The following is a 20,899-nucleotide window of genomic DNA, read 5'->3' as shown; positions in this document are numbered from 1 at the left end:
TTCAATTATATAATATATATTTTCCACATGCCAATAAAAAGAGCTCTCATTTTTTCAGTTGCTATTAATCTATTCTTTCTCGCACTTTGCCTTATCTTTGGCGACCTTAAATTTGGGGCCATCGATGATTACTTTATGGCAGCCCGGCTCACCGGCGCCCTGGGCACAGAATACAACCCACATTTGATTTTCGTAAATGCCATTTACGGCTATGCGCTGTTACCACTATACCACCTGTTCCCCAAAATCGGGTGGTATTACATCGGCGAAATGTTTTCAGTATTCCTCTCTTTTACCGTCATTAGTTATGTACTGTTGCAACGTTGTGGAGAACGATGGGGCGTGATACTTGCAGCTCTATTTACCGCACTTTTCGCAAGTGATTTTTATCTTGTCGTGCAATTTACACAGTGCGCCTCTATTTTGAGCGCGGCAGGAATGTTGCTGTTCGCGTACGGAGTTATTTCGGAAAAAAAAATAATGGATTGCCACGCCCCTGACGGGGTTCGCAATGACGTTCTAAAAGCAACTCCTTTTGCATTGGGCGTTTTGCTAATGCTATGGGGTTCCGTAATGCGCTGGCAAGCATTCCTTATGGGCATGCCGTTTTTCTGCATTTGCCTACTTTTCATGTTCAAGCAATGTTGGGCAAACAAGCGTAAAACAATTATCGGATTGGTAATCCTATTCGTATCAGCATTTGCCTTACATTCTATCGATCAAAATATATACAAGTCTCCTGAATACGATTCATTCAATAAATTCCAAGGGCCACGCGTTTCTTTAGCCGACAACAAAAGTTACAACCAAAATGCCGTTTACGAAGATGCCGAAGAACTCGGTTTGAGCGGCAACGATTATCACATGCTCTCAGACTGGAATTTTTACGATACAGAAGTATTTTCCGTTGACAGCATCAAACGCTATACAGACATAATCACACCTTACAAAGATAAAATTGAATCTTGGAGAATCCCCCGCAGTTTATTAAACTCACTATCGAACTCTTTGCGTTCCCCCATGTTTTGGGCATGGTTTACATTCTGCATCATCGCATACTGCACCAACCGGAAAAAACTTTTTTATCTATGGTGCTCTTTTGGTGCAATTCTTTCGTTAATGGCGTATCTCATGTATATCGGGCGTTTGGTTTACCGCGTCGAAAGTGGATTTTGGCTTTATGCAGCGGTACTCGCCATTCCCCTAATTGGGCAAATCAAGTTTATATTGCCATCAAAAATAATTTATGCAACATTGACGATCATTGCATTATTCAACATCTACACATACGCAACTACAGGTGAAATAGTCCGCAACCCATCATCTGGAGAACTGAAAACACTCGCTATTGAAGATACTACCGACTATAACAAAGTCTTTGAATACATCGACTCGCAACCAGACAAAATGTTTTTGCTGAGCATGAACGCATTTATGCGTTTCAGCCACCACCGTAACCCACCTTACCTTGCCTCACCCACTGCTTCCTATCGTAACACGGTTTCTTTTGGATATTGGACTCCATACCTGCCAGAAATCACAGAAGCACTAAAAGATTACGGAATAACCAATCCCATCAACGATGTTGTACACGATAACGTCATTGTTCTAAACGAACCTCATTTGGTTGACTTTTTACAGCGCCACTATTACGACAGCGTAGCCATAGACTCAATCAATGCCATTGGAGAAATGATATTCTATAAATACCGCCTAGTAAGCCCAATCCAAAAGCAAACAACGGAGGCCGAATAATGCAACGTCTCCTATACCCACTAATAGCAAGCGCTCTTATTACAATTGTTCCCTTTTTGCTCACCTTCGAAAAAGGCCAAGACATTATTCGAGGACTTTTCGGCTTTGAATATTTTGCACTACTGTTATTCATTATTTACATCAAGAATAAATTAGCAAACGAAACTACGTCATTGCGAGCGTTTTATAAAAACGCGAAGCAATCCATTCTGATATTATCACTCGCAATCAACGTTTTCGCATTGTTTGCGGTGGCTTGGATAGATTTGCAAAATCTGCTTGCTATCAAGAATTGGAGCACCGGTTGGTATGGGCTAGTTCCTTTTGCAACCTGCGGGCTTTCCATTGCCATGGTCTGGAAAATAAAGCCTTATAAATTCAACACAATATCCTTTATTTTATTTGCAGCTTTATTTATCCATCTAGCAGCAAGCAACCAGTTTCCTTCTCAGCCACTTGCTGAAATACCGAGCATTGACTACATCGAACGAATTGCAGCAAAGTCTGTTTCTCGTTCAAACATCAGTGAAGAATTCAAGAACAAATATATCGTTACTGACTCCGTCACAATTACAAGAGATTTCATCGACACCTCTCGCAATAACGTCGTTATCCTCGTTGAAAGTTGGGGTATTCCTCTTGATATAAATCGTTTCGATTCTCAATTGGATATTTTCGGAAAGAGCACCACAAAAGCCGGCGCACATAATCGCATGTACAGCCGCACCCGTACCGCCGAACGCGAAGACCTGATGCAGTCATTTTCTCGTAATTCCTTGGGTCGCAAAGACACAATATTCTTACCCAAGATATTCGCCGACATCGGCTATAAAACAACGTTCCTGTTCGGCCAAGACAGTTTAATGCATAGGCGATACAAATACATAGCAAACATTGGCTTTGACGAAGCGTTTTACGGAAACAATCAAAGCGACAACGCCTTAGCAAATAAAATAGACAGTATCCTAGCAGACACAACACAAAAGCACTTTATTGCATGGACCACCTGCGATACAAGATTCCCATTGCCAGGATTTTCAAGCATATACAATAGCGACGCAAGCGCAATAGATTCAACCTACACGAAACTATTGAAGCAAACATTACAGACTATCGCTCATTTAGCGCGTAAGCACCCCAAAACAAGATTCATTGTTCAAGGCGACCACAACCCAATTCTCTCACCCATAAAATTCCAAGAACGCTTTTACAAACGTTGGGTACCATTTGTGATATTGAATTGAGTATTTGGGACAACCTGTTAGGAAAATCCGCTTTTCAAGTCGCATACTTTGACCATTTCGTTCTTTTTTATATATTTCTCTATATGGAAAAGCAAATAACATGGACTGTGGCTGCAATTAGTGAATTCGCGAAAGCAAAAGCGCTTTCGGTAAAGCAAGCTTTTAATTATCTGAGCCTTTTTAAAGGTATGGATTTTTTAGAAGCGCACTATGGAGCAGAGCATTTGCTTTCTTTTGACGACACCATTGAAGATTTAACAGCAATCTGTCAAAGAAACGGAGGTCAGATTCAATGATCTTGTACCACGGTTCCAATTGCGATATTGAAAAAATAGACTTAACCATGTGCAAACCGTTTAAGGATTTTGGGCAGTCTTTTTACTTAACAACAATATTAGTGCAAGCTCGAGAAATGTCGCAAAAAGTAGCTGATAGATTTGGAGGCAAGTCGATAGTAAACACCTTTGAATTTGACGATTCTGATCTATCATCATTAAAAATCAAAAAATTTGAACAACCAGATCGAGAATGGGCAGAGTTTGTGATGGCAAATAGAAGTCGAAAACAAAAGCATCCTGCAGATGAATTCGACTTAATCATTGGTCCTGTGGCAAACGACGATATCGCTACATTGTTCAGAACATTTGCAATTAACGTGATTACAATAGACGAATTAGTGAATGGTTTAAAATCTCGTAAACTGAATAACCAATATGCTTTTAGAACGCCCAAGGCGATATCCTTTTTGCAAAAGAGGCCGAGCGTATGACTCCTAAACAAGAATTTCTCGTTGAAGGTATTGTCGGCGACATGGCCAAATGGCTAATGGAAGAACGCAAGCTTTCACTGCAAGCTGCTTTAAATCTCATCTACAATTCAAAAACTTTTGAGCTGCTCCAAAATCCGGCAACAGGCCTTTGCTCGGAAAGTTCCGCTTACAATTACGATTTGCTTGATTCCGAATTAAAGAACGGTAAAATAGTTCAAACTGAAATTTAAAATATCCACCTATTTTTGCGCCAAAACGGCAACGGTGAAAGCGTCTTTACAATCTTGCAAAGTTTAGGTGTTTTACAATTGTTTTTTAGATTTTTGTGGTACGCTTTTTTGCCACAACCTACGTGAAGTTGCAGCAGGCATACTTCTCTGAATCCAACATGGCTGGTGGCTGGCAGTTGATCGGTTACATGGCTCCGGGTAACAATAGCCAGACAACAAATTTCAATTATCATCCAGGTACCGATATTGCGGTTGGTGGTAGTGCAGAACTCGGAACCTCCGCAAAGATTGGTTGGCAGGCTGCTAACAAGGTAAACCTCAATGAATGCACTGGTGATGGTAGCACTTACCATTGGCAAATTGGCATGACTGCTGGTTCGGCAACTAATAATGGCCAGGCTGACGTTGTCTTTTCCGCAACAGCAAGCGCAAATAGCGGTACTGGTTGCGTTGCTCTTACTCCGACCTTCGATAAGATTGGTAAGTAATAGCTTAGCATAGCGAACCTTTTAAAAGGACCTCCAATAGGAGGCCCTTTTTTGTATATGAAGTAATATTTTTTAATTACAAGCGCTAAGTACCATTTTTGATATTGAATTGAGGAGACGCAAAAGAAGCCAACTCGTTTAAGAATTGGCTTCGCGTGTAAAAATTCGGCTAATTCCTGTTATTTAGCAGTGTTCGCCGCAATCGTCTTCTGAAGTTCAATCACTTCTTCTTTGGACAAATGCGAATATTTTACGATTTTTTCAATAGGTTCATTGTCAGCAAGCATATCAATCGCTGTTGCAGCACGCTCATTATCGCGTCCCTTTTCATAGCTTTCATCAATAGCGTCACTATACGCATGGAGAAAATCTTTCATATTTGCCTGCTTGATTAAGAGTTCATCCGGTCCTCAATAATATACATTTTTGCGATAATTATTTATAGTACAGTCAATTTAATATTACCACCGGAACCCAATGGGCGTAATATTGTCGGCGTGTTTCGGGAGTTCCAAGAATTGACCGATGTGCCCCTTGCACTATAAGTTGTACATTAGGGAATTTTTTCATTAATTCGGCAATATCATTTAAAACATTGCGCAAGTTCTCTTCCGAACCTTCTTTTGAATCATGTATTGTCAAAGCAATCGTTTTATAGTCCGAATTTTCCAACAGTGAATCCAAGTTAATAAGTTTATCAGTAACAAAAATCGATTCTGCGGAATCAGAGCGGAATTCTACAAGTTCTGCGTGTTTTGTCACATTTTTCAGCCTTTTATGAATAGCGTATTCATGCGGAACATCCTTAAATATTGCAAATTCTTTTGCTAGCTTTTGTTCGTCAAACGGAACGCCCCAAGCATCGATCAAAATCAAAACACGTTTTTCTTTGTGGCGTTCTATCTGCAACGTTACAGGTACTTTATCTAAAATTTTGTATTTGCTGAGATATTCTTGCGATAGTGAATCTTCGTGAACAGCACCTTGCATGTGCCAAGGTTTTTCCTGCTTTCCCATAAAATCGGAACCCAAAACATAAGAAAGCGGAATGGTAAATACAATGAACGCTAGAAATATCGCCAAATTAATCTTCTGTGATTTTGTCATTATTCACCTCTTCGCGATATTTCAACACCATCAAATTACCAAACGTTTGCACCGTATCCACTTTCAAGTTCTTATGATAATGGATTTTGTAGAACAACTGATAACTAGGACTATTCCCTGTTTCGATTGTATAAACATTGCTATTGACAATATCGCGTAACGGATTTTCCACACCCCGTTTTTCCAGTTCACGTTTCATCCCTGGCAAATGGATATTCCAATATCCTATCGGGATTATATTTTGCCAACTACCAGGCATTGCGGCTCTATACGGAGGGTCTTTGACAAAACCAAGATCCTTATATTGATAAAAAGAAAGCAAATAAGCGTTATTCACATTTTCATTAGCATACTCCAAAAATTCACGCCAATCGTTTGACATTTCGGGCACGGCAAAAACAGCACGATTCCGATTTTCTTTAGGCAAAGAAAGAATCGTACCCGTCAAAAACACCAACGCAAATAACGACACTATTATCGGCAAACGATTGGAAATTTTACCAGGCACACCAACAATAGCATTGTCCCTTTGCAAAAGAGGGATTCCCATAACGGCCGCATAAAGCCAAATTCCCATTTCAACATGCGATACAAGGCGATTCAATTGCAATAAATATATGTACGAAGCCACCACTAACGCAAGCGACACCCAAGGGTACAACCTAGACTTTTTCTCTGTAAATAAAAGAATGAGCACGCACACAAAACACCAACACCACGCCATATTCCGCGTAAAAGCATTGGAAATTCCCATAGCGACGGCTGCGGGCAACCGTTTTTTATTTTCGATATAGGTGTTTCTGTTTGCAATTTTGATAATAGCATCTAAGCTATCAGCACTAAAAACCTGCGTGTCATAAAAATTCCAAGCACACAACAACTGGAAATCTAACGAATTCAACCCTCGTTCTTCAAGTTCATCAGATATAGCCTCTTTGTCGTAATGAGCGCCATCGCCAAAGAATGCTCGTTTATATTGATATTCCTTATAATATTTGCATTCTGAATCTTTATACAGATTTTCATCGAATGTATTTATGCCATAAATAGCAAGTCCGCAAAAAGCGAGAGCAATCAACGTTTTTTTCGGTACTATTTTGAACGGGAAATGAGCCCACAAAAGCAATGCTCCCAAAAACGGAATAACCAACAAGAACATCTGGAAGCGCAACATCGCGCCCAGAACTAGCAAAATACCACCTGCAGCTAACCACAACGTTTTTTTTCGAATACTTCCTTTTACAAATAGAATAGCTCCACTCGCTGCAAGTAAAGGTGCGCAAATCGTAAAAGAAACAGATGCATAAAATTCAATAGCAACAGAGCTCAACAATACTGCCAAGGGAACACCCAAACGGAATCCCAATTGTCGAATCAAGCTATAAGAAAATAGGGTGAAAGCCCCAAAAATGGACGACATTTCAAAAACATAGAACCAGCCAACACTCGGGAACAAATTATAAAGAGGTTTCAAGCAATAGGCCAGTGCCCCATTTACAAAAACCAAATGGGGGTCAAATTCTGAACCATACGCCCCCGTCAGCACGGTTGACATAAAGTAATCGTCAAGAGCTCCATAACGTGAAACGCCTAAAAAGGCAAATAAAACAAAAAACAGGACGTTAATTGCTATAGCAATGGGAAAATCTATTTTTTTCTTCACAATATGAAATATAAAAACATTTCTCATTGACAACTTCCTCTTTTGCCTTTTCCAAAATTACCGAGCCATTTATTCAAATGTCATACCACAAAACATATTTTACTCATTTTAGATTTACTAAATCATAAATGAGCAAATCCTATAAGCATTGTCAAGAGTGAAATTTAGAAGATTGAAATAATCAGATATACAAAAAAGGGCCTCCAAATGGAGGTCCTTTTAAAAGATTTGCATCGACTCTTTAAAGCTTAATTTAATTAGTGGCTCAACTGAGTGAAGTTGGCTGTAAGTTTTTCCGCATTTGTAGGAATTTCAGCTTTATAGGCTACAACACCAGTTTTACCTGCGGAAATTTTAACAGTCCAAGATATTGGTCTTAGTAGTATCGCTACCTGCGGAGGTTCCCGGACTAGAGTAACCAATGAGGGACCAAGAGCCAAGCTGATTACTTTCGCCTGCATAAGCGTCTTGCAACTTCACGTAGTGATGAAGTAAAAAAATACAGCCACGCTAAATTTGTTTCGCATTTTTTATTATTTTTATTATTGCGAAATAACGAAATAGGCTTCCTAATGAAATTAATCCAAAGAATCGAATACATAAATCGCTTGTTGTCTGTCGTCGGTACTCCAGACATCAAGGTTATTACAGGTATTCGCCGCAGTGGCAAGTCCAAACTAATGGACATGTTTATGGAGCGTTTAAAAAAAGAGAACCGTAAAGCAAACGTAATTCATGTGAATTTCAACGATCCTAAATCAGAGCCTTTAGCAGAATACCATGCGCTTTATGATTTTGTTCAAAAAAAATACAAACAAAATGTTCCGAATTTCGTTTTCATTGACGAAGTTCAGATGTGCAAAGGTTTTGAAAAAGCAATTAATGGCTTGCATGCAACAGAAAAATTTGACATATACATAACAGGATCAAATGCATTTCTTTTAAGCAGCGATCTTTCCACGTTATTCACCGGTCGAACCTTTGCTATAGAAATGTTCCCCTTCTCCTTCGTTGAGTTTATGCGGTATTATGAATTAACAGATATTCAGGGTGCACTTGACCGATATTTGAAGGGCGGCGGCATGGCCGGTTCCTATGTGTACAACAATTCAACGGATAAATATAAGTACATCAAGGACGTATTTGATTCGCTTGTCTTAAGAAATATCGTAAAAAAATACAATATTCGGAATAAGGTTTTATTGGAACGGCTATGCGACTTTCTTTCTGACAATATATCCAATATAACATCCCTAAGAAGCATTTCAGATGCTTTGACTAGTAGTAAAGTTCCCGTTAATGACAAAACGATCGGCTCGTATGTGGGTTATCTGTGTAACGCGTTTGCATTCTATAAAGTTCGCAAGTACGACATTCGTGGAAAAAAGTACCTTGCGTCACAAGACAAGTATTATCTGGGAGATCATTCTTTTAAGTACGCTCGGCTTGGAACAAAAAATATGGACTATGGCAGGGCGTATGAAAACATAGTCGCCATAGAACTTCTTCGACGTGGTTATGAGATTTATGCAGGATTTCTTTATAAAAAAGAAATAGACTTTGTCGCCTTGAAAAAAGATGAAAAAATCTACATACAGGTTTCGGATGATATTAGCACAGAAAGTACTTTTGATCGTGAGGTATCGCCTCTTTTGAAAATCAACGACGCATATCCTAAAATGGTTATAGCCAGGACAAAACATGAACCTTATCAATACGAAGGTATTCGTATCGTAGATTTGGCGGAATGGTTGTCCAATCGTTCGATTCAATAGTCTTTAAAAGAGTCTCTTTCGGCTCGTATTTTATCATATAAATGAAAAAAGAGTCCTCCCAAGGAGGACTCTTTTTGAATATTTATGTCAGCGAGCTTTTACTTACCAATCTTATCGAAGGTCGGAGTAAGAGCGACGCAGCCAGCACCACCTGCAGAAGCGATGAAGGTAATGTCATCCTGAGATGTTCCAGTCTCCTTCTTGAGAGACACAGTCCAGTTTACACCAGCCTGACATTCGTTCAAGTTAGCGGTATTCTCGGCAGTCCAGCCCTTAGGTGTACCAGAAGCAAGGGCGTTACTTTCTTTAGGACCAATTTCGCCTGGGTTATACTTGAAGTTAGTCGTTTGACTATTGGTACCCGGAGCCATGTAACCGATCAACTGCCAGCCACCAGCCTGATTTGCTTCAGAGAAGTATGCCTGCTGCAACTTCACGTAGGTTCCAGCTGCCGGACCGACTTCAGATGCCTTGGACTTAGCAATCATACCGAAGAGTTTCGGAACTGCGACTGCTGCGAGGATGCCCATGATAACGATCACGACCATCAATTCAATAAGGGTAAAACCTTGCTTCTTCATAGTGTATCTCCTTGTTATTGTTACACATTCTTTTTGAGCGTTATTGCTCGTTTACATTCAGTAATATATCCACTTTTTTTTCGAAAAGCAATACTTTTGTCAAACTTTTGTCACATTTGTGTCATGACTTAGTTTATTTGTCAGCAAAAGTGCCGTTTTTCGCAAAAATTCGCAAATATTAACCAAACTTTCCGATGAAGTATATATAGATAATTTTTTACGAAAAAGGGATTTTCATCTGTTTTTTATATTCCAAATTGGAATATAAATGATGATTTTGTGACTTTTGTCACGTCCATTTCGGCATTTTTCGTTAACAAACCTTTACTTTTGGCAAGATTCCCTCGAAAAAACTAGTTCTCCGCCAGCAAGAAAGGCTACAATCCAAAGCGGCGAACATCGCGAGAACTCAGTACTATATATAAAAAGGACTTCCTTTACAGGAAGTCCTTTATCAAAGGTTCTTTTTAAAAGCCTTACTTCTTCATCAGGGAGTCGGCTATCACTACGCGGTTTCCGCCAGCCTGCATGGCCATGTGGAGCGAGGCTTCGGCGGTGTAGATAAGCGATCCGGCGTCGTTTGCGTGGGTCGGCATCACGGCTACGCCCATGCTAAGCGTTGTGGCAAGAATGCCCTCGCCGTAGGCAATCTGGAGCTGCGAGATTTCGTTGCGGATGCGTTCGGCGCGGTTCCTTGTAATATTGAGGTCGGCACCCGGCATAATCACGCAGAACACGTCATCGGAATAGCGGCACGGAATATCTTCGCCGCGAATGTAGCTCGGCAAGCGCTGTCCGAGTTCCCAGAAGAGCTGTTCCACGGCGTGGCGGCCCTGTTTGTTCTGCACGGCAGGGATGGCATCCGGGTAAAGCATGGCAATACCAATGGGCGACTTGTGACGCACGGCAGCAGTGATTTCGCGGTTGAGCGATTCTTCCATATAACGTTTGTTAAAAAGACCGGTCAGCAAGTCGCGGATGCTGTGCTGTTCAAAGCGCATGCTCAGGTCCTGATTGGCCACATAGAGACCAAACGCGGCAGCAACGATGCTCACCTTGGCCTGCCAGTATTCCTTGGTTTCGTTTTCGGGGAGTTTATCGACCTGGAGCGTCAAAATGCCAAAGTGTTCTTCGAGACCTTCAATCGGGCAGCACACGGCAATGCCCTTCGGGCGGTGGTGCAAGTGGGTGCAGCCGCTAGGAACTTCAGGAGAGTTGTAATCGGTCAAAACAATGTCGCCGGCGTTAAAGCTAGCACATTCAGCAGGGGTCACCGTTTCGTCGCTAATGACGTTCGGGCCAAAGCGGAAAATCTGAGAGAGTTCGGTCTGTACACCGCCGTACATATAAAGCACGCCGGATGCATTCGGAAAAAGTTCCGGCATAAGTTTTTGCATGGCATCGATAACTTCGGTAAACGGACGGTTGCGCAAGACACTCGTTTTGAAAGCGTTCCAGGATTCAAGCGGGAATCCAACCTTGAGGGCTGCCGTATCGAGTTTTTTAATCGAGGCCGGCACTGGCTGCTTGAGAGCCTCGGCGACCGGGATGGCGCCCGGCGGGAGCGGATCTTTCTTTTCTTCTTGCAGGCGGACCGACACAAACTGCGTGTCCTTCGGCTGCGGCTTGTTCAGCACTTCGTTAAAATCGTTTTCGATTGCTTCTATCTGCCTACGGCAGACGGTGTAAAATACAAAGCCGAGCACAGCGCCCCAAGCTCCGACAAACACAAACTTCGCCCCAGAAGACATCGTTTCTTCGGGAACTACATAAGCAGCAATGACGCCCATCAAAAAGGCGACCAACCAAAAGATATATTTAACGATATTCATGACACAAATAATATTAAAATGTTATGTAGTATGGCTATAAGGGAATCTGCAAAACACCCTATTTTATATAGTAACACGATTCCAGAGATTATTACAAGTCTTGGTTCCTTAATTCTATATTTAATTACATGACAATCCTTGAAAAACTTGCTCTTGCACTCCCCGCCGTAGAAAGCCCCGCCCGTTACATGGGCGGCGAAGCAAACAGCGTCATCAAAGACCATAGCAAAATGCTTGCTCGCATGGCGTTCGTGTTCCCAGACACTTACGAAATTGGCATGAGCAACAACGGGCTGCGCATATTGTACCACGTTCTCAACCGCGAACCGGACCTGCTTTGCGAAGTTGCCTTTGCTCCGTGGGACGACATGGCCGCCGAGATGAAAAAGTACGACATCCCGCTTTACACGCATGCAAGCTATACGGCTGTCAAGGATTACGAGGTCGTAGGGCTTACACTCCAGACCGAACTGAATTTTACGAACGTCCCGTACGTACTTGAACTGGCGGGGATTCCGGCATGGCAAAAGGACCGTGCCGAGAGCGACCCGATCGTTGTTTCGGGCGGCCCCGCCATGGGGAACCCGGAACCGGTAGCCGACTTCTTTGACGCGTTCATGATTGGCGATGGTGAAAAGCTAATTGTTGAATTTGTACGTTGTGTGGGCGAAGGGCGCAAGGCTGGTCTCAAGCGTTCCGAGATTCTAGAGAATTTATCTAAAATAGATGGGGTGTATGTACCGAGCCTCCGCGAAGTTGTAAAAAACGAATATGGAGTTATCGTTCCGAAAGAGCCCGCTAAAGGCTCTTACGAGCACACGAACGGTGTCCGCCGTCAATTTATCCCGTATCTCGACCCGAAGGACTACCCCATCAAGAACTTGATTGCAAATATGCAACTTGTCCACAACCGCTTTAGCGTGGAAGTGATGCGCGGTTGTGCGCAGGGTTGCCGTTTCTGCCAAGCCGGCATTTGGTACAGACCATGCCGCGAACTCAATCCGGACGACGTTCTAGATATTGCCAAAGCGGGCATCCAGGCAACTGGTGAACGCGAGCTTGGGCTTTTGTCGCTTTCTACCGCCGACTACAAGCCGGTTGAAGCACTCACCGATTCCATCATCGACGACCCATTCTACGACAATGTCGACGTGAGCCTTCCGAGTATCCGCGTCAACAGTTTTGGACAAAGTCTTGCTGAAAAGGTTGCAGCGCTCAAGGGCGGTCGCAGCGCCACGTTCGCCCCCGAAACTGGTTCCGAACGCATCCGCAAGATGATCAACAAGACCATCAGCGACCAGGACATGTATGATGCCGCCGAACATGCGTTCTCCAGCGGATTCAACAAAATCAAGCTTTACACGATGATTGGGTTCCCGACCGAAAACCTGGATGACATGCAGGCATTCTGCGAGCTCATTTTCAATCTCGTAAAGATTGGTCGCAAGTACAACCGCGGCATCCAAATCGCAGTTTCAATCGGCATTCTCATCCCGAAATCGTTCACGGGCCTGCAATGGGCTCCGTTTATGGACAAAGAAACGGCGCTCGGTCACATCCGTTATGTGCGTGAAAAATTCTACAAGCACCCGAATGTGAAAATCAACTGGGCCGCTTGGGAAACAAGTTTCCTCGAGGCAGTCTACAGCCGTGGTGACCGCAGTCTCGGCCCTGTCATTTACGCCGCCTACAAGAAGGGCATTATCTTCGAAAGCGATAGTTACCGATTTGACTTTGACAAGTGGCTACAGGTTTGGGAAGAATGCGGCTACGATACCTCTTGGGTCTACCGCGAACGCGAAAAGGATGAAGTGTTCCCGTGGGACTTTATCCACGCAGGCACGTCCAAGCAGTACTTGCGCCGCGAATGGGAAAAAGCATTCGACCCGACGTCTGCTCCAGTGCCAAACTGCAAGTGGGGCGACTGCCAAAAGTGCGGCATTCCTGGCTTTGGCCAGGAAATCGTTCTCGCGAACGATCCTGTGCGCCACAAGGCGCCCAGCCGCACCCCCGAAGAAATCAAGAAGCTCGTTGCCGACCGTCGCCCGAGCCAAAAGGTCAGCTACGGCTACAAGATTACCTTCAAGAAGACTGGCATCAGCCGATTCCTGCCGCACCACAACATGATCTCGTTCTTCGAGCGCACGTTTATCTGTGCAGGTATCCCCGTCAAGTTCAGCGAAGGCTTTAGCCCCAAGCCACGTATCGTGAACATGGGCGCACTCCCGCTCGGGCTCGAAACTTATTGCGAAATCATCAGTGTCGAATTGCTGCAGCCGCTCGACATCTCCGCCGAAGGCAAACAAAAGACCATCGAAATGCTGAGCGCACCGTTCCCACACGGCATGGAAATCGTGGACATCGAACCGCTCAAGGAAAAGCTCTCGAAGCATTTCCCGAAAGCAATCGTTTACCGCCACACGCCCGAAAACATCCCTGCCGACCTCATGCAAAAGTTCGAACAGAAGCAGTTGCCTATCATGACGAACCACCGCGGTCAGCAGATGAATTTGAATGAATTGGTTAGCGGGCTAGAAATTAAGGATGGCACCATCTACATGCGCGTCATGTGCAATAACCAAGGCGCCACCGCAAGCCCATTCGTCATTCTCGCCGGACTACTCGGTATCGATATTGACCCGACGAAAACAGACGACATAGCACGCCGATTCCTCGTCGCGAAAATTGCCATTGAATGGTAACCGGCATTTATTCCGCCGGCAAAATTATTTCAATGTGGTTCGTACTGACATTCAAGAAGTGCGTACGGAACAGGTCCTTCTCATTCCTGTCGCAAACGCGTACTTGAGTCACTGCGATAAAATCCTTGTTTTCACGGATATAGTCCGTGAGACGTTCGTCACGCAGCGTGTCAATCTCGCCCGTAATGACAAAATTATCTGTCCACATTTTTACTAGCATACTCCTAATATATAAATGTTACTCCAAGTAAGATGATAAAAACTTTATTTTTTCGCCTCTAAAGCCATTTTATCGTATATTATTCTCTATATAACGAAAAAGAGGTTTATTATGGCACCGAAAAAAGTCCACCCGATTCCGGGTCAAATGGCATACCACAATGCCGAATTTTTGGAAAGCGATGCAGCACGCCCCATTCGATTCCTTTCTGAATTTTTCCAACCTGCACAGATTTTTGATCAAGAAGACATAAAGAATTCTATCGTATTCTTTGGTTCGGCACGTACTCTCCCGCCCGACGAGATCAAAAAACGCCGTAAAGGTTGCAAAGACAAAAAGGAACTTGCCCGCTTAGACCGACTCTCCAAAGTGGCAGATTCCTACAACGCGGCTCGTGAACTTGCCGCCAAGCTCGGCAAGTGGATCAACAAGCGTCACCACGGCTACGCCATCATGACTGGCGGCGGTCCGGGCATCATGGAAGCAGGCAACCGCGGTGCCTCGGACGTGGGAACGCCTTCGGTTGGCTTGAACATCAAGTTACCGTTCGAACAACATTGCAACCCTTATATTGATGACGAACTGAACCTCCAGTTCCGCTATTTCTTTATTCGTAAATACTGGTTCTTGCGCATGGCCCGTGCGTTGGTGATTTTCCCAGGCGGATTCGGCACACTCGACGAAGCCTTCGAAATGCTCACGCTTATCCAGACCGATAAGTACGCACAGCAAATGCCAGTCGTCATCTTCGATTCCAACTTCTGGAAGAAAGCCCTCAACTGGGAATTCTTTGCAGAAACGGGCATGATCAACCCCGAAGACCTTAAGCTCTTCAAGTTCTGCGACACGGTCGACGAAGCCTACGACTTCATCACCTCCAGACTCGAAGAACAGAGCGAAGAGCAGGTCACATTCGCACGAAGCCACACCGACGAGAACAAGAAAAAGTAAAATACACCCTCGTCATGCCCGGCTCCGACCGGGCATCTCTTTGCTCTCTGTCATGCCCGCCACTGAGCGGGCATCTTCTTTTTTATTAAATTTTCTGTATGTTCTGGAACAATTTGGCAGAAATGATGGACAGGGTGGCACGCAATTTAGCGTTACGCCCAAACTACACCATGGCAGAATACCAGCGGTGGTTTGACCATAACCCGGACTTTAAGCACAACGGCAACGCCGAGCGAATCGAGCTCATCGAACCTCTTTCGCTCGAAGGCACGAACCAGCTATACCGCGCCAAACTTTGGATCCAGCACCCGCGCGACGAAAAGCGCTATGACGAAAAAGAAATCGTCGTAAAGATTTGCAAATACTGGGCATCTCCCGGTAAGAACCGCCTGCACCGCCTGAACATGCTCTTGAGCGCATTTCAGGACGAAATCCGCATCAACAACCTTATCCGCGCTACAAATATCGAAGGCGTAGTGCAGACTTTTGGCGGAGGCATCGCAGGCCGCCACCCATACCTCAAGCTGGAATTTATCAAGGGATGTTCCCTCGACAGGGTCATCAAGCCCAAGCTCACCGAAGAAGAAGTCGTAAAGCGAGTAGCTCAAATAGCCTACCTCGCCAATACTATCAGCCAGCTCCATTACTATCAAATTGTGCATAAGGACATCAAGCCCAAGAACTTGCTCCTTTGCCAAAACCCCGCGCACAAGAACAACCACAAGATTTTACTTTGCGACTTCGGCTACGCCCAAGCTAAAATGCGTGAAACAGTCACCGAAGGCGGTGGACTTTTCTCGCCAAGCTACAGCGCCCCGGAACTTGCACAATCTAGCGAAAACATTTCCTACGCGGTCGACTACTTTAGCTTTGGTGCCGTCATGCACGAATACCTAACCGGGGTAAAACTCTATCCCAAGGCCAAGGACATTTACACCGAAGAAGGCCGCCTGATCACCAAGCGCTACATGGAATATATCGAGAACGGCCGCGAAAACGTATTCAACGACCCCCGTTTCCCGGAAATCCATGATTGGATTGACGCGCTCACCACTTTCGATGCCAGCGAACGCATGAAAAAGAGCCCCAACTTGTTCGCCCTCGCCCACAAGCTCCGCGAAGAGGTGAACACCCTCGGCTACCGCGACGTGAACACCGATTTCTTGTGGAATCAGCTGAACGAATACGGTAAACGTACATTTTAACACATCTTTTGCCCCCATTTAAGCCCCTTGCTTAACTATCGACTAACGATTTGTTTATATTCGTTAGTATGAAGAAAATATTGAGCCTAATTCTAAAACCGTTCCGTTTTTTCAAAATCCACCACTATCTGACATTCGTGGCGATTATTGCCATTGGTGTTTTCAACTTCGAGACAACGCTCGACCCCAAGATCCAGCAGTTGCGTCAAGAAAAAGACATCCAAGAATCTTTCGACAAGTGGTGGCAAGAGGAACGCGCCCAGGAATTCAAGAACGTGGGCCTCACGCCCGACGAAAAAATCAAGGCTCAAGAGTTCGAGCTTTACAAGGAACGCTATAAAGTCGAAAACCCGACCCCGATTATCGAGGACCGCATCGAAGAAATGAAGGGCGAATTCCTCGAATGGTGGGAAAACCAAGGCGGAAAGGAGCAATATGCCGCGGAGCACGGCTCATTCCCCACCGACAAGCAATACGAGGCGGAACTCAAAAAGTGGATTAACAAGTACACCGATAAATTTATCCGTTATCGTTGGGCTTACATTCCGAGTCGTGGCAACACAGAAAGTTTACTCACTTGCAGTTTACTAATCCCGAGTATATGGTCCTTTATTTTCTTCGTTGTCATTTTCATGTTCACGTTGATGCAGCTCGAAAAGCGCTGGAACGCGTTATTCGTTTATGCATACGCAATCGTGATTGCAATTATAAGCGGGTTCTTTGTCGATTTGCTCGTAAACACGTCGTTCTTTGCACAATTTGCTACAGAACGTTATATGGGCGTGAGCCTGATGCTCTGCTTTTTGCTCGGTGCCAACACGTTTGACAAAGAAAAAGGAAGCATTCCCTCTTACATCTGCAAAATTTCGGAATTCGCACTTGTAGCAAGTATGGCAATCGACTGGTTCTTGAACCCCGGCATATTCAACGCCGTAGCTGTAGAATCGCCGTTCTTCTTTGCCTTGGGCGGAGTTGCAGGTTACTTTATGCCTCATCGCGTAGAAGAAAGCACACAACAAGCAACCGCAGTTGCACAAAAAGCAGAAGATTCTGTAGCCCCCGGTGAACGCACACGAAACATGATCAGCAAAGGATTGGAAGCCGCAAACAATGGCGAAAACGAAAACGCAGTTCGTTTGTTGCAATACGGATTCACGGCACTGTTAAAAGAAGAACCCATCAAGTTCCAAGATGTAAAGGATGCAGCAAACAAAATTGCAGGCTGCTATGCAGAATTCCCGAGTACGCAATGGATTGAATGGGGTGCAACGGCAAAGCAAAAGAACATCCCCGAAGCAGCAATTGCACTACTCGAGAAAGGAATTACCAAGGAAAAAGATGAAAACCTTTTACGCCGTGCACACTTCGACATCGCAGAGCTCCGCATCCAGACAAAAGCTGATGTAAATGCGGCAATGGAACACTTGGAAAAAGTCATCAAGGAAAAAGATGATGACAAGCTTGCCGAACAAGCGAAGAAACTCATGGAAGAAGGCCGAGACATCCTTGTAAAGCAAGCCTACGCCGGCCCCAAGAAATTCAAAGTCACGAATTAGAGCGACTTCGTCGCAGTAGACAGTAGGAAGTAGACAAAAAAGGCGATGCCCTGCCAAGCAGGGCATGACAACACACGCAAAACATGTCAATCTGCAATTGTCATTCCCGCCTCCGAGCGGGAATCTCCTTACACTTTATTTCAGCATTATTTTCTTAGCAGGTAGCGTACCGACTTGCACGAGGTAAACGCCGCGATTGAGCGCACTTACATCCATCGTCTCGTTCACGTTTTGCGCCACCTTTTTCATTTGCACTTGTCCACGCAAATCAATCACCTTCACTTGTTCACCGACAACAGAACGTGGCAAACTCAGCGACAACGTGTTACCCACAAGCGACACGCCAATCTTAGCAGCGGCGATACTCTTCGGGAGCCCGACAGTAAATTTCACGGATTTCGTCACCTCGTCATAGCGTTCCACAAGCGCCATCAAGAACCATGTGCTATGCGGAAGCCACTGTTCATCCCAGCGCCACACCTGCCAAGATTCCTTCATGGAATCAAAGCCCACTGCAGCAACACCATCATCCGTCCAAGCAATGCCTGAACCATCCTGATTCTTGCCGGTAATGCCGTTTGCAATACCGCCTTCAAGCGTTGCATCATACTCAGACTGACCATCATACTTTTGCGGGTTCTTCGTTCCCTTGCCATACATCATGCAAGTCGCATACGGGTTCTTGCCCAAAATCCAGTCGAGCTGATCCGTAGCATATTTCGACGCATCCTTATATAAGTTTTTATCGTCTAAAACCTGCTTTGCATACAAAATTGCAGTCGAAAGGCTTGCAATGCGAGCGTCTTCGCCCTGCCACCAGTAGCCGCTTTCATTATCATGCGGGATAAAGAAACCATCTTTTATTTTATCCTGAGTCTTGTAAGTTTGGCGGGCATAACCGAACGGATTATCAACCTTATTCGTAATTTTAACAAGCCATTCGTAGTGAGATTTTATGGCATCGAAAGCTCCATCTAAATTCGAATTTACGCAACCGCAACCAATGCAATCGAGACACATCCACGCATCAAATTCACCACCCTTGATAGAGCTTTCAACTTCGGAAAAACGAAGAAGCGCAATTAGCGGAAGCCCAGCATCGCTCGCATGCCAGAACGGACGCGTTTTAGCATCGTCGCTCCAGAAATAGCCATCGTCACTAACGCGAGCCGCCAGGTGATTTGCACGTTTACGAGCAGCTTCAATATACTCGCGCTTTGGATTTGCTGCAAAAAGTTCTGTGGCCGCCAAAAGCGCCGTGTAGTCGTCAATAATATTTTCCTTGCCATCATCGCAATAAGCGCAATTGCCGCCAATGCTCTGTTTTTCAGACAAATGTGCAAAAGCTTTTTCAGCCGCAGCGAGGTACTGTTCGCTCGTAAAGTCACCCTTAAGGCCGAGTCTTGCGGCAGTAGCCAAAGCTGCGATTGCCATGCCACCACCTTCGCGGAAGGCCGTCTGGTAATCCGTCGATTTTTTTCCATCGGAACCCGAGAACGCACAAAGTTCGCGACTCGAATACGGACTGCCCCAGTTATCGAATACGGTCATGTAGAAAAAGCCCTGTTCGTCGAGCATGCGCACCAAGAAGTCCGCACCGTAAGCGGCTTCGTCCGCCGTTTTCGCCTTGGTTGAAGTCGAAGAAAGCAATTTCGGAATGCGCTCCGAAGCAAAAGCAAGCGACCAAACGGTCAAAGGAATCTGTTGCGGATTCAAATAATTTGCATAAGAAAGATGGCTCAAGTATTTGCTGACATCGCCACTAGCATCGTACCAGCCGCCATGCACATCGAGCTTTTTATCGGACTTGTACACAGGCAAACTCTTATCCCAACCTTCGACAGTCGGATTGTTCGCGCGGTCATTGTAGAAGTAGTCAAGAACCGTCGCAAGCGTATTTTTTGCAAGTGCATTTTCCTCAATCGTAAACTCGCCGGAATTTTGCGGTTGGCCATTCTCGGAAACCTGCAAGGTGTACTTGCCCGCCGTGAGGCCAAGGGCAGTCAAGTCCGCCACGTAAAACTTGCCATTGTTCAGCCAGTTGTCCGGATTTGAACCTGCCGAAAGTTTGCCCGTCTTGACGGCTGCGCCATTCGACATCACGCTAAATTCAGCGCCATCCGCGAGGTTATCGCTCTTGACAATCACGGAAATCGGTTGACCAACGTCATAACCGACCTGGTTGTAGAAGAACTTGGTTTCAGCAGAGGCTACGCCCGCGCTCAAAAGAACCGCGGCCGAGAAAATCGGAGAAAGCTTATATATACGCATGCGCTAAATATAGATTCGCGGTGCTATGGAAAAAAGTAAAATAAACCTCATACGAGATGGAACGACAAAGCAAAACTGTCATGCCCCACTTAATGTCTTTGACTACTTGCAGCTATGCTGCTTAGTAGTCATGATCCGCGTATGGGGAGGGCATCTCCTTTTAATACGAGAGGGAGATTCCCGCTTTCGCGGGAATGACAAAGGGTTACATTCAACGCAATTATAGCGTAGATTATAAAATAAATCGCTTCTAGCCCTACAGAAAGGCTTCTCCTAGCGAACTAAAATTGCAATTTATTAAGGGGATTTTATAGCTATTAACTTCTTAACGGAGCGGTTTCGACCCCAAAGCATCCACATAAATCAATGTGAAAAGACCTTTTCTTATCATTTTAACGCAAAATTTACGTTAAATAACAATTATTTTTCAGAAACCTAAAAAAATTTATTGACCATTCAAATTTCAAAACCTATGTTTGCGAGGCAAGGAAAAAATGACTGGATTCTTCGCGATTTCATCGCTCAGAACGACGTCTTAGACTACAATAAC

General features: G+C 44.6%; 19 protein-coding genes. 11 read left to right on the top strand and 8 right to left on the bottom strand.

Annotated elements, in window-relative coordinates:
- Positions 1 to 135: 135 nt before the first annotated feature.
- The 6 genes from BUA34_RS12810 (at position 136) to BUA34_RS12785 (ending at position 4,486) form a co-directional block, all read left to right on the top strand.
- Positions 136 to 1,755, top strand: a complete 1,620-nt coding sequence (locus BUA34_RS12810) for a hypothetical protein (protein ID WP_139255945.1) — start codon at positions 136 to 138, stop codon at positions 1,753 to 1,755.
- Positions 1,755 to 2,999, top strand: coding sequence for an alkaline phosphatase family protein (locus BUA34_RS12805; RefSeq protein WP_072830210.1), 1,245 nt, complete (start codon positions 1,755 to 1,757; stop codon positions 2,997 to 2,999). Before BUA34_RS12810 ends, BUA34_RS12805 begins: the two co-directional genes overlap by 1 nt.
- An 83-nt stretch (positions 3,000 to 3,082) precedes the next feature.
- Positions 3,083 to 3,295 carry a DUF3791 domain-containing protein gene (locus BUA34_RS12800; RefSeq protein ID WP_072830355.1) on the top strand — a complete coding sequence of 71 codons (213 nt, stop codon included), beginning with the start codon at positions 3,083 to 3,085 and terminating at the stop codon, positions 3,293 to 3,295.
- Positions 3,292 to 3,768 (top strand): DUF3990 domain-containing protein, encoded by a 477-nt coding sequence (locus tag BUA34_RS12795; RefSeq protein ID WP_072830208.1) that lies wholly within the window; start codon positions 3,292 to 3,294, stop codon positions 3,766 to 3,768. Before BUA34_RS12800 ends, BUA34_RS12795 begins: the two co-directional genes overlap by 4 nt.
- The gene (locus BUA34_RS12790) at positions 3,765 to 3,998 is read left to right on the top strand and encodes a hypothetical protein (protein WP_072830206.1); all 234 of its coding nucleotides are present in this window, start codon (positions 3,765 to 3,767) and stop codon (positions 3,996 to 3,998) included. The genes BUA34_RS12795 and BUA34_RS12790 overlap by 4 nt, the downstream gene beginning before the upstream one ends.
- Positions 3,999 to 4,093: 95 nt before the next feature.
- Entirely contained in the window at positions 4,094 to 4,486 is a 393-nt protein-coding gene (locus BUA34_RS12785) for a hypothetical protein (protein ID WP_072830204.1), read from the top strand.
- 179 nt (positions 4,487 to 4,665) lie between these two features.
- On the opposite strand, the gene BUA34_RS12780 is transcribed toward BUA34_RS12785, so the two are convergent.
- The 4 genes from BUA34_RS12780 to BUA34_RS16195 form a co-directional block, all read right to left on the bottom strand.
- Positions 4,666 to 4,863, bottom strand: a complete 198-nt coding sequence (locus BUA34_RS12780) for a hypothetical protein (protein ID WP_072830202.1) — start codon at positions 4,861 to 4,863, stop codon at positions 4,666 to 4,668.
- 73 nt (positions 4,864 to 4,936) lie between these two features.
- A complete protein-coding gene (locus BUA34_RS12775) occupies positions 4,937 to 5,593 on the bottom strand; it encodes a hypothetical protein (RefSeq protein WP_072830200.1) in 657 nt (218 codons plus the stop codon).
- Positions 5,571 to 7,283: a glycosyltransferase family protein gene (locus BUA34_RS12770; protein ID WP_072830198.1), complete on the bottom strand. Its 1,713-nt coding sequence runs from the start codon at positions 7,281 to 7,283 to the stop codon at positions 5,571 to 5,573. The genes BUA34_RS12775 and BUA34_RS12770 overlap by 23 nt, the downstream gene beginning before the upstream one ends.
- Positions 7,284 to 7,610: 327 nt before the next feature.
- On the bottom strand, positions 7,611 to 7,736 hold the full coding sequence (locus BUA34_RS16195) for a hypothetical protein (RefSeq protein WP_256375031.1): 126 nt from the start codon (positions 7,734 to 7,736) through the stop codon (positions 7,611 to 7,613).
- Positions 7,737 to 7,828: 92 nt separating this feature from the next.
- Here BUA34_RS16195 and BUA34_RS12760 point away from each other — a divergent pair, with 92 nt between their 5' ends.
- Entirely contained in the window at positions 7,829 to 9,031 is a 1,203-nt protein-coding gene (locus BUA34_RS12760) for an ATP-binding protein (RefSeq protein ID WP_072830195.1), read from the top strand.
- Positions 9,032 to 9,129: 98 nt separating this feature from the next.
- Here the strand turns inward: BUA34_RS12760 and BUA34_RS16225 are convergent, their stop codons facing one another.
- Complete coding sequence (locus BUA34_RS16225) at positions 9,130 to 9,612, bottom strand: type IV pilin protein (RefSeq protein ID WP_072830193.1); 483 nt, start codon at positions 9,610 to 9,612, stop codon at positions 9,130 to 9,132.
- Positions 9,613 to 10,088: 476 nt separating this feature from the next.
- A complete protein-coding gene (locus BUA34_RS12750) occupies positions 10,089 to 11,444 on the bottom strand; it encodes a GGDEF domain-containing protein (protein ID WP_072830191.1) in 1,356 nt (451 codons plus the stop codon).
- A 128-nt stretch (positions 11,445 to 11,572) separates the two neighbouring features.
- On the opposite strand from BUA34_RS12750, the gene BUA34_RS12745 reads away from it, so the two are divergent.
- Positions 11,573 to 14,146 (top strand): TIGR03960 family B12-binding radical SAM protein, encoded by a 2,574-nt coding sequence (locus BUA34_RS12745; protein WP_072830189.1) that lies wholly within the window; start codon positions 11,573 to 11,575, stop codon positions 14,144 to 14,146.
- A 7-nt stretch (positions 14,147 to 14,153) separates the two neighbouring features.
- On the opposite strand, the gene BUA34_RS12740 is transcribed toward BUA34_RS12745, so the two are convergent.
- Entirely contained in the window at positions 14,154 to 14,366 is a 213-nt protein-coding gene (locus BUA34_RS12740; RefSeq protein ID WP_139255944.1) for a DUF6812 domain-containing protein, read from the bottom strand.
- A gap of 111 nt (positions 14,367 to 14,477) precedes the next feature.
- Between BUA34_RS12740 and BUA34_RS12735 the strand changes: the two genes are divergently transcribed.
- The 3 genes from BUA34_RS12735 to BUA34_RS12725 all read left to right on the top strand — a co-directional run bounded on the left by BUA34_RS12735 (position 14,478) and on the right by BUA34_RS12725 (position 18,078).
- Positions 14,478 to 15,317, top strand: a complete 840-nt coding sequence (locus tag BUA34_RS12735) for an LOG family protein (RefSeq protein ID WP_072830185.1) — start codon at positions 14,478 to 14,480, stop codon at positions 15,315 to 15,317.
- A gap of 98 nt (positions 15,318 to 15,415) precedes the next feature.
- Positions 15,416 to 16,522, top strand: coding sequence for a serine/threonine protein kinase (locus tag BUA34_RS12730; RefSeq protein ID WP_072830183.1), 1,107 nt, complete (start codon positions 15,416 to 15,418; stop codon positions 16,520 to 16,522).
- Positions 16,523 to 16,590: 68 nt separating this feature from the next.
- Positions 16,591 to 18,078 (top strand): hypothetical protein, encoded by a 1,488-nt coding sequence (locus BUA34_RS12725; protein ID WP_072830181.1) that lies wholly within the window; start codon positions 16,591 to 16,593, stop codon positions 18,076 to 18,078.
- Positions 18,079 to 18,213: 135 nt separating this feature from the next.
- Here the strand turns inward: BUA34_RS12725 and BUA34_RS12720 are convergent, their stop codons facing one another.
- A complete protein-coding gene (locus BUA34_RS12720) occupies positions 18,214 to 20,349 on the bottom strand; it encodes a glycoside hydrolase family 9 protein (protein ID WP_072830179.1) in 2,136 nt (711 codons plus the stop codon).
- Positions 20,350 to 20,899: the final 550 nt, after the last annotated feature.

Origin of the sequence: Fibrobacter sp. UWB12 (genome assembly GCF_900142485.1) — a bacterium.
Classification (GTDB): Bacteria; Fibrobacterota; Fibrobacteria; order Fibrobacterales; family Fibrobacteraceae; genus Fibrobacter.
The sequence above is the reverse complement of the archived record's forward strand: the minus strand, read 5'-3'. Positions and strand labels throughout refer to the sequence as shown.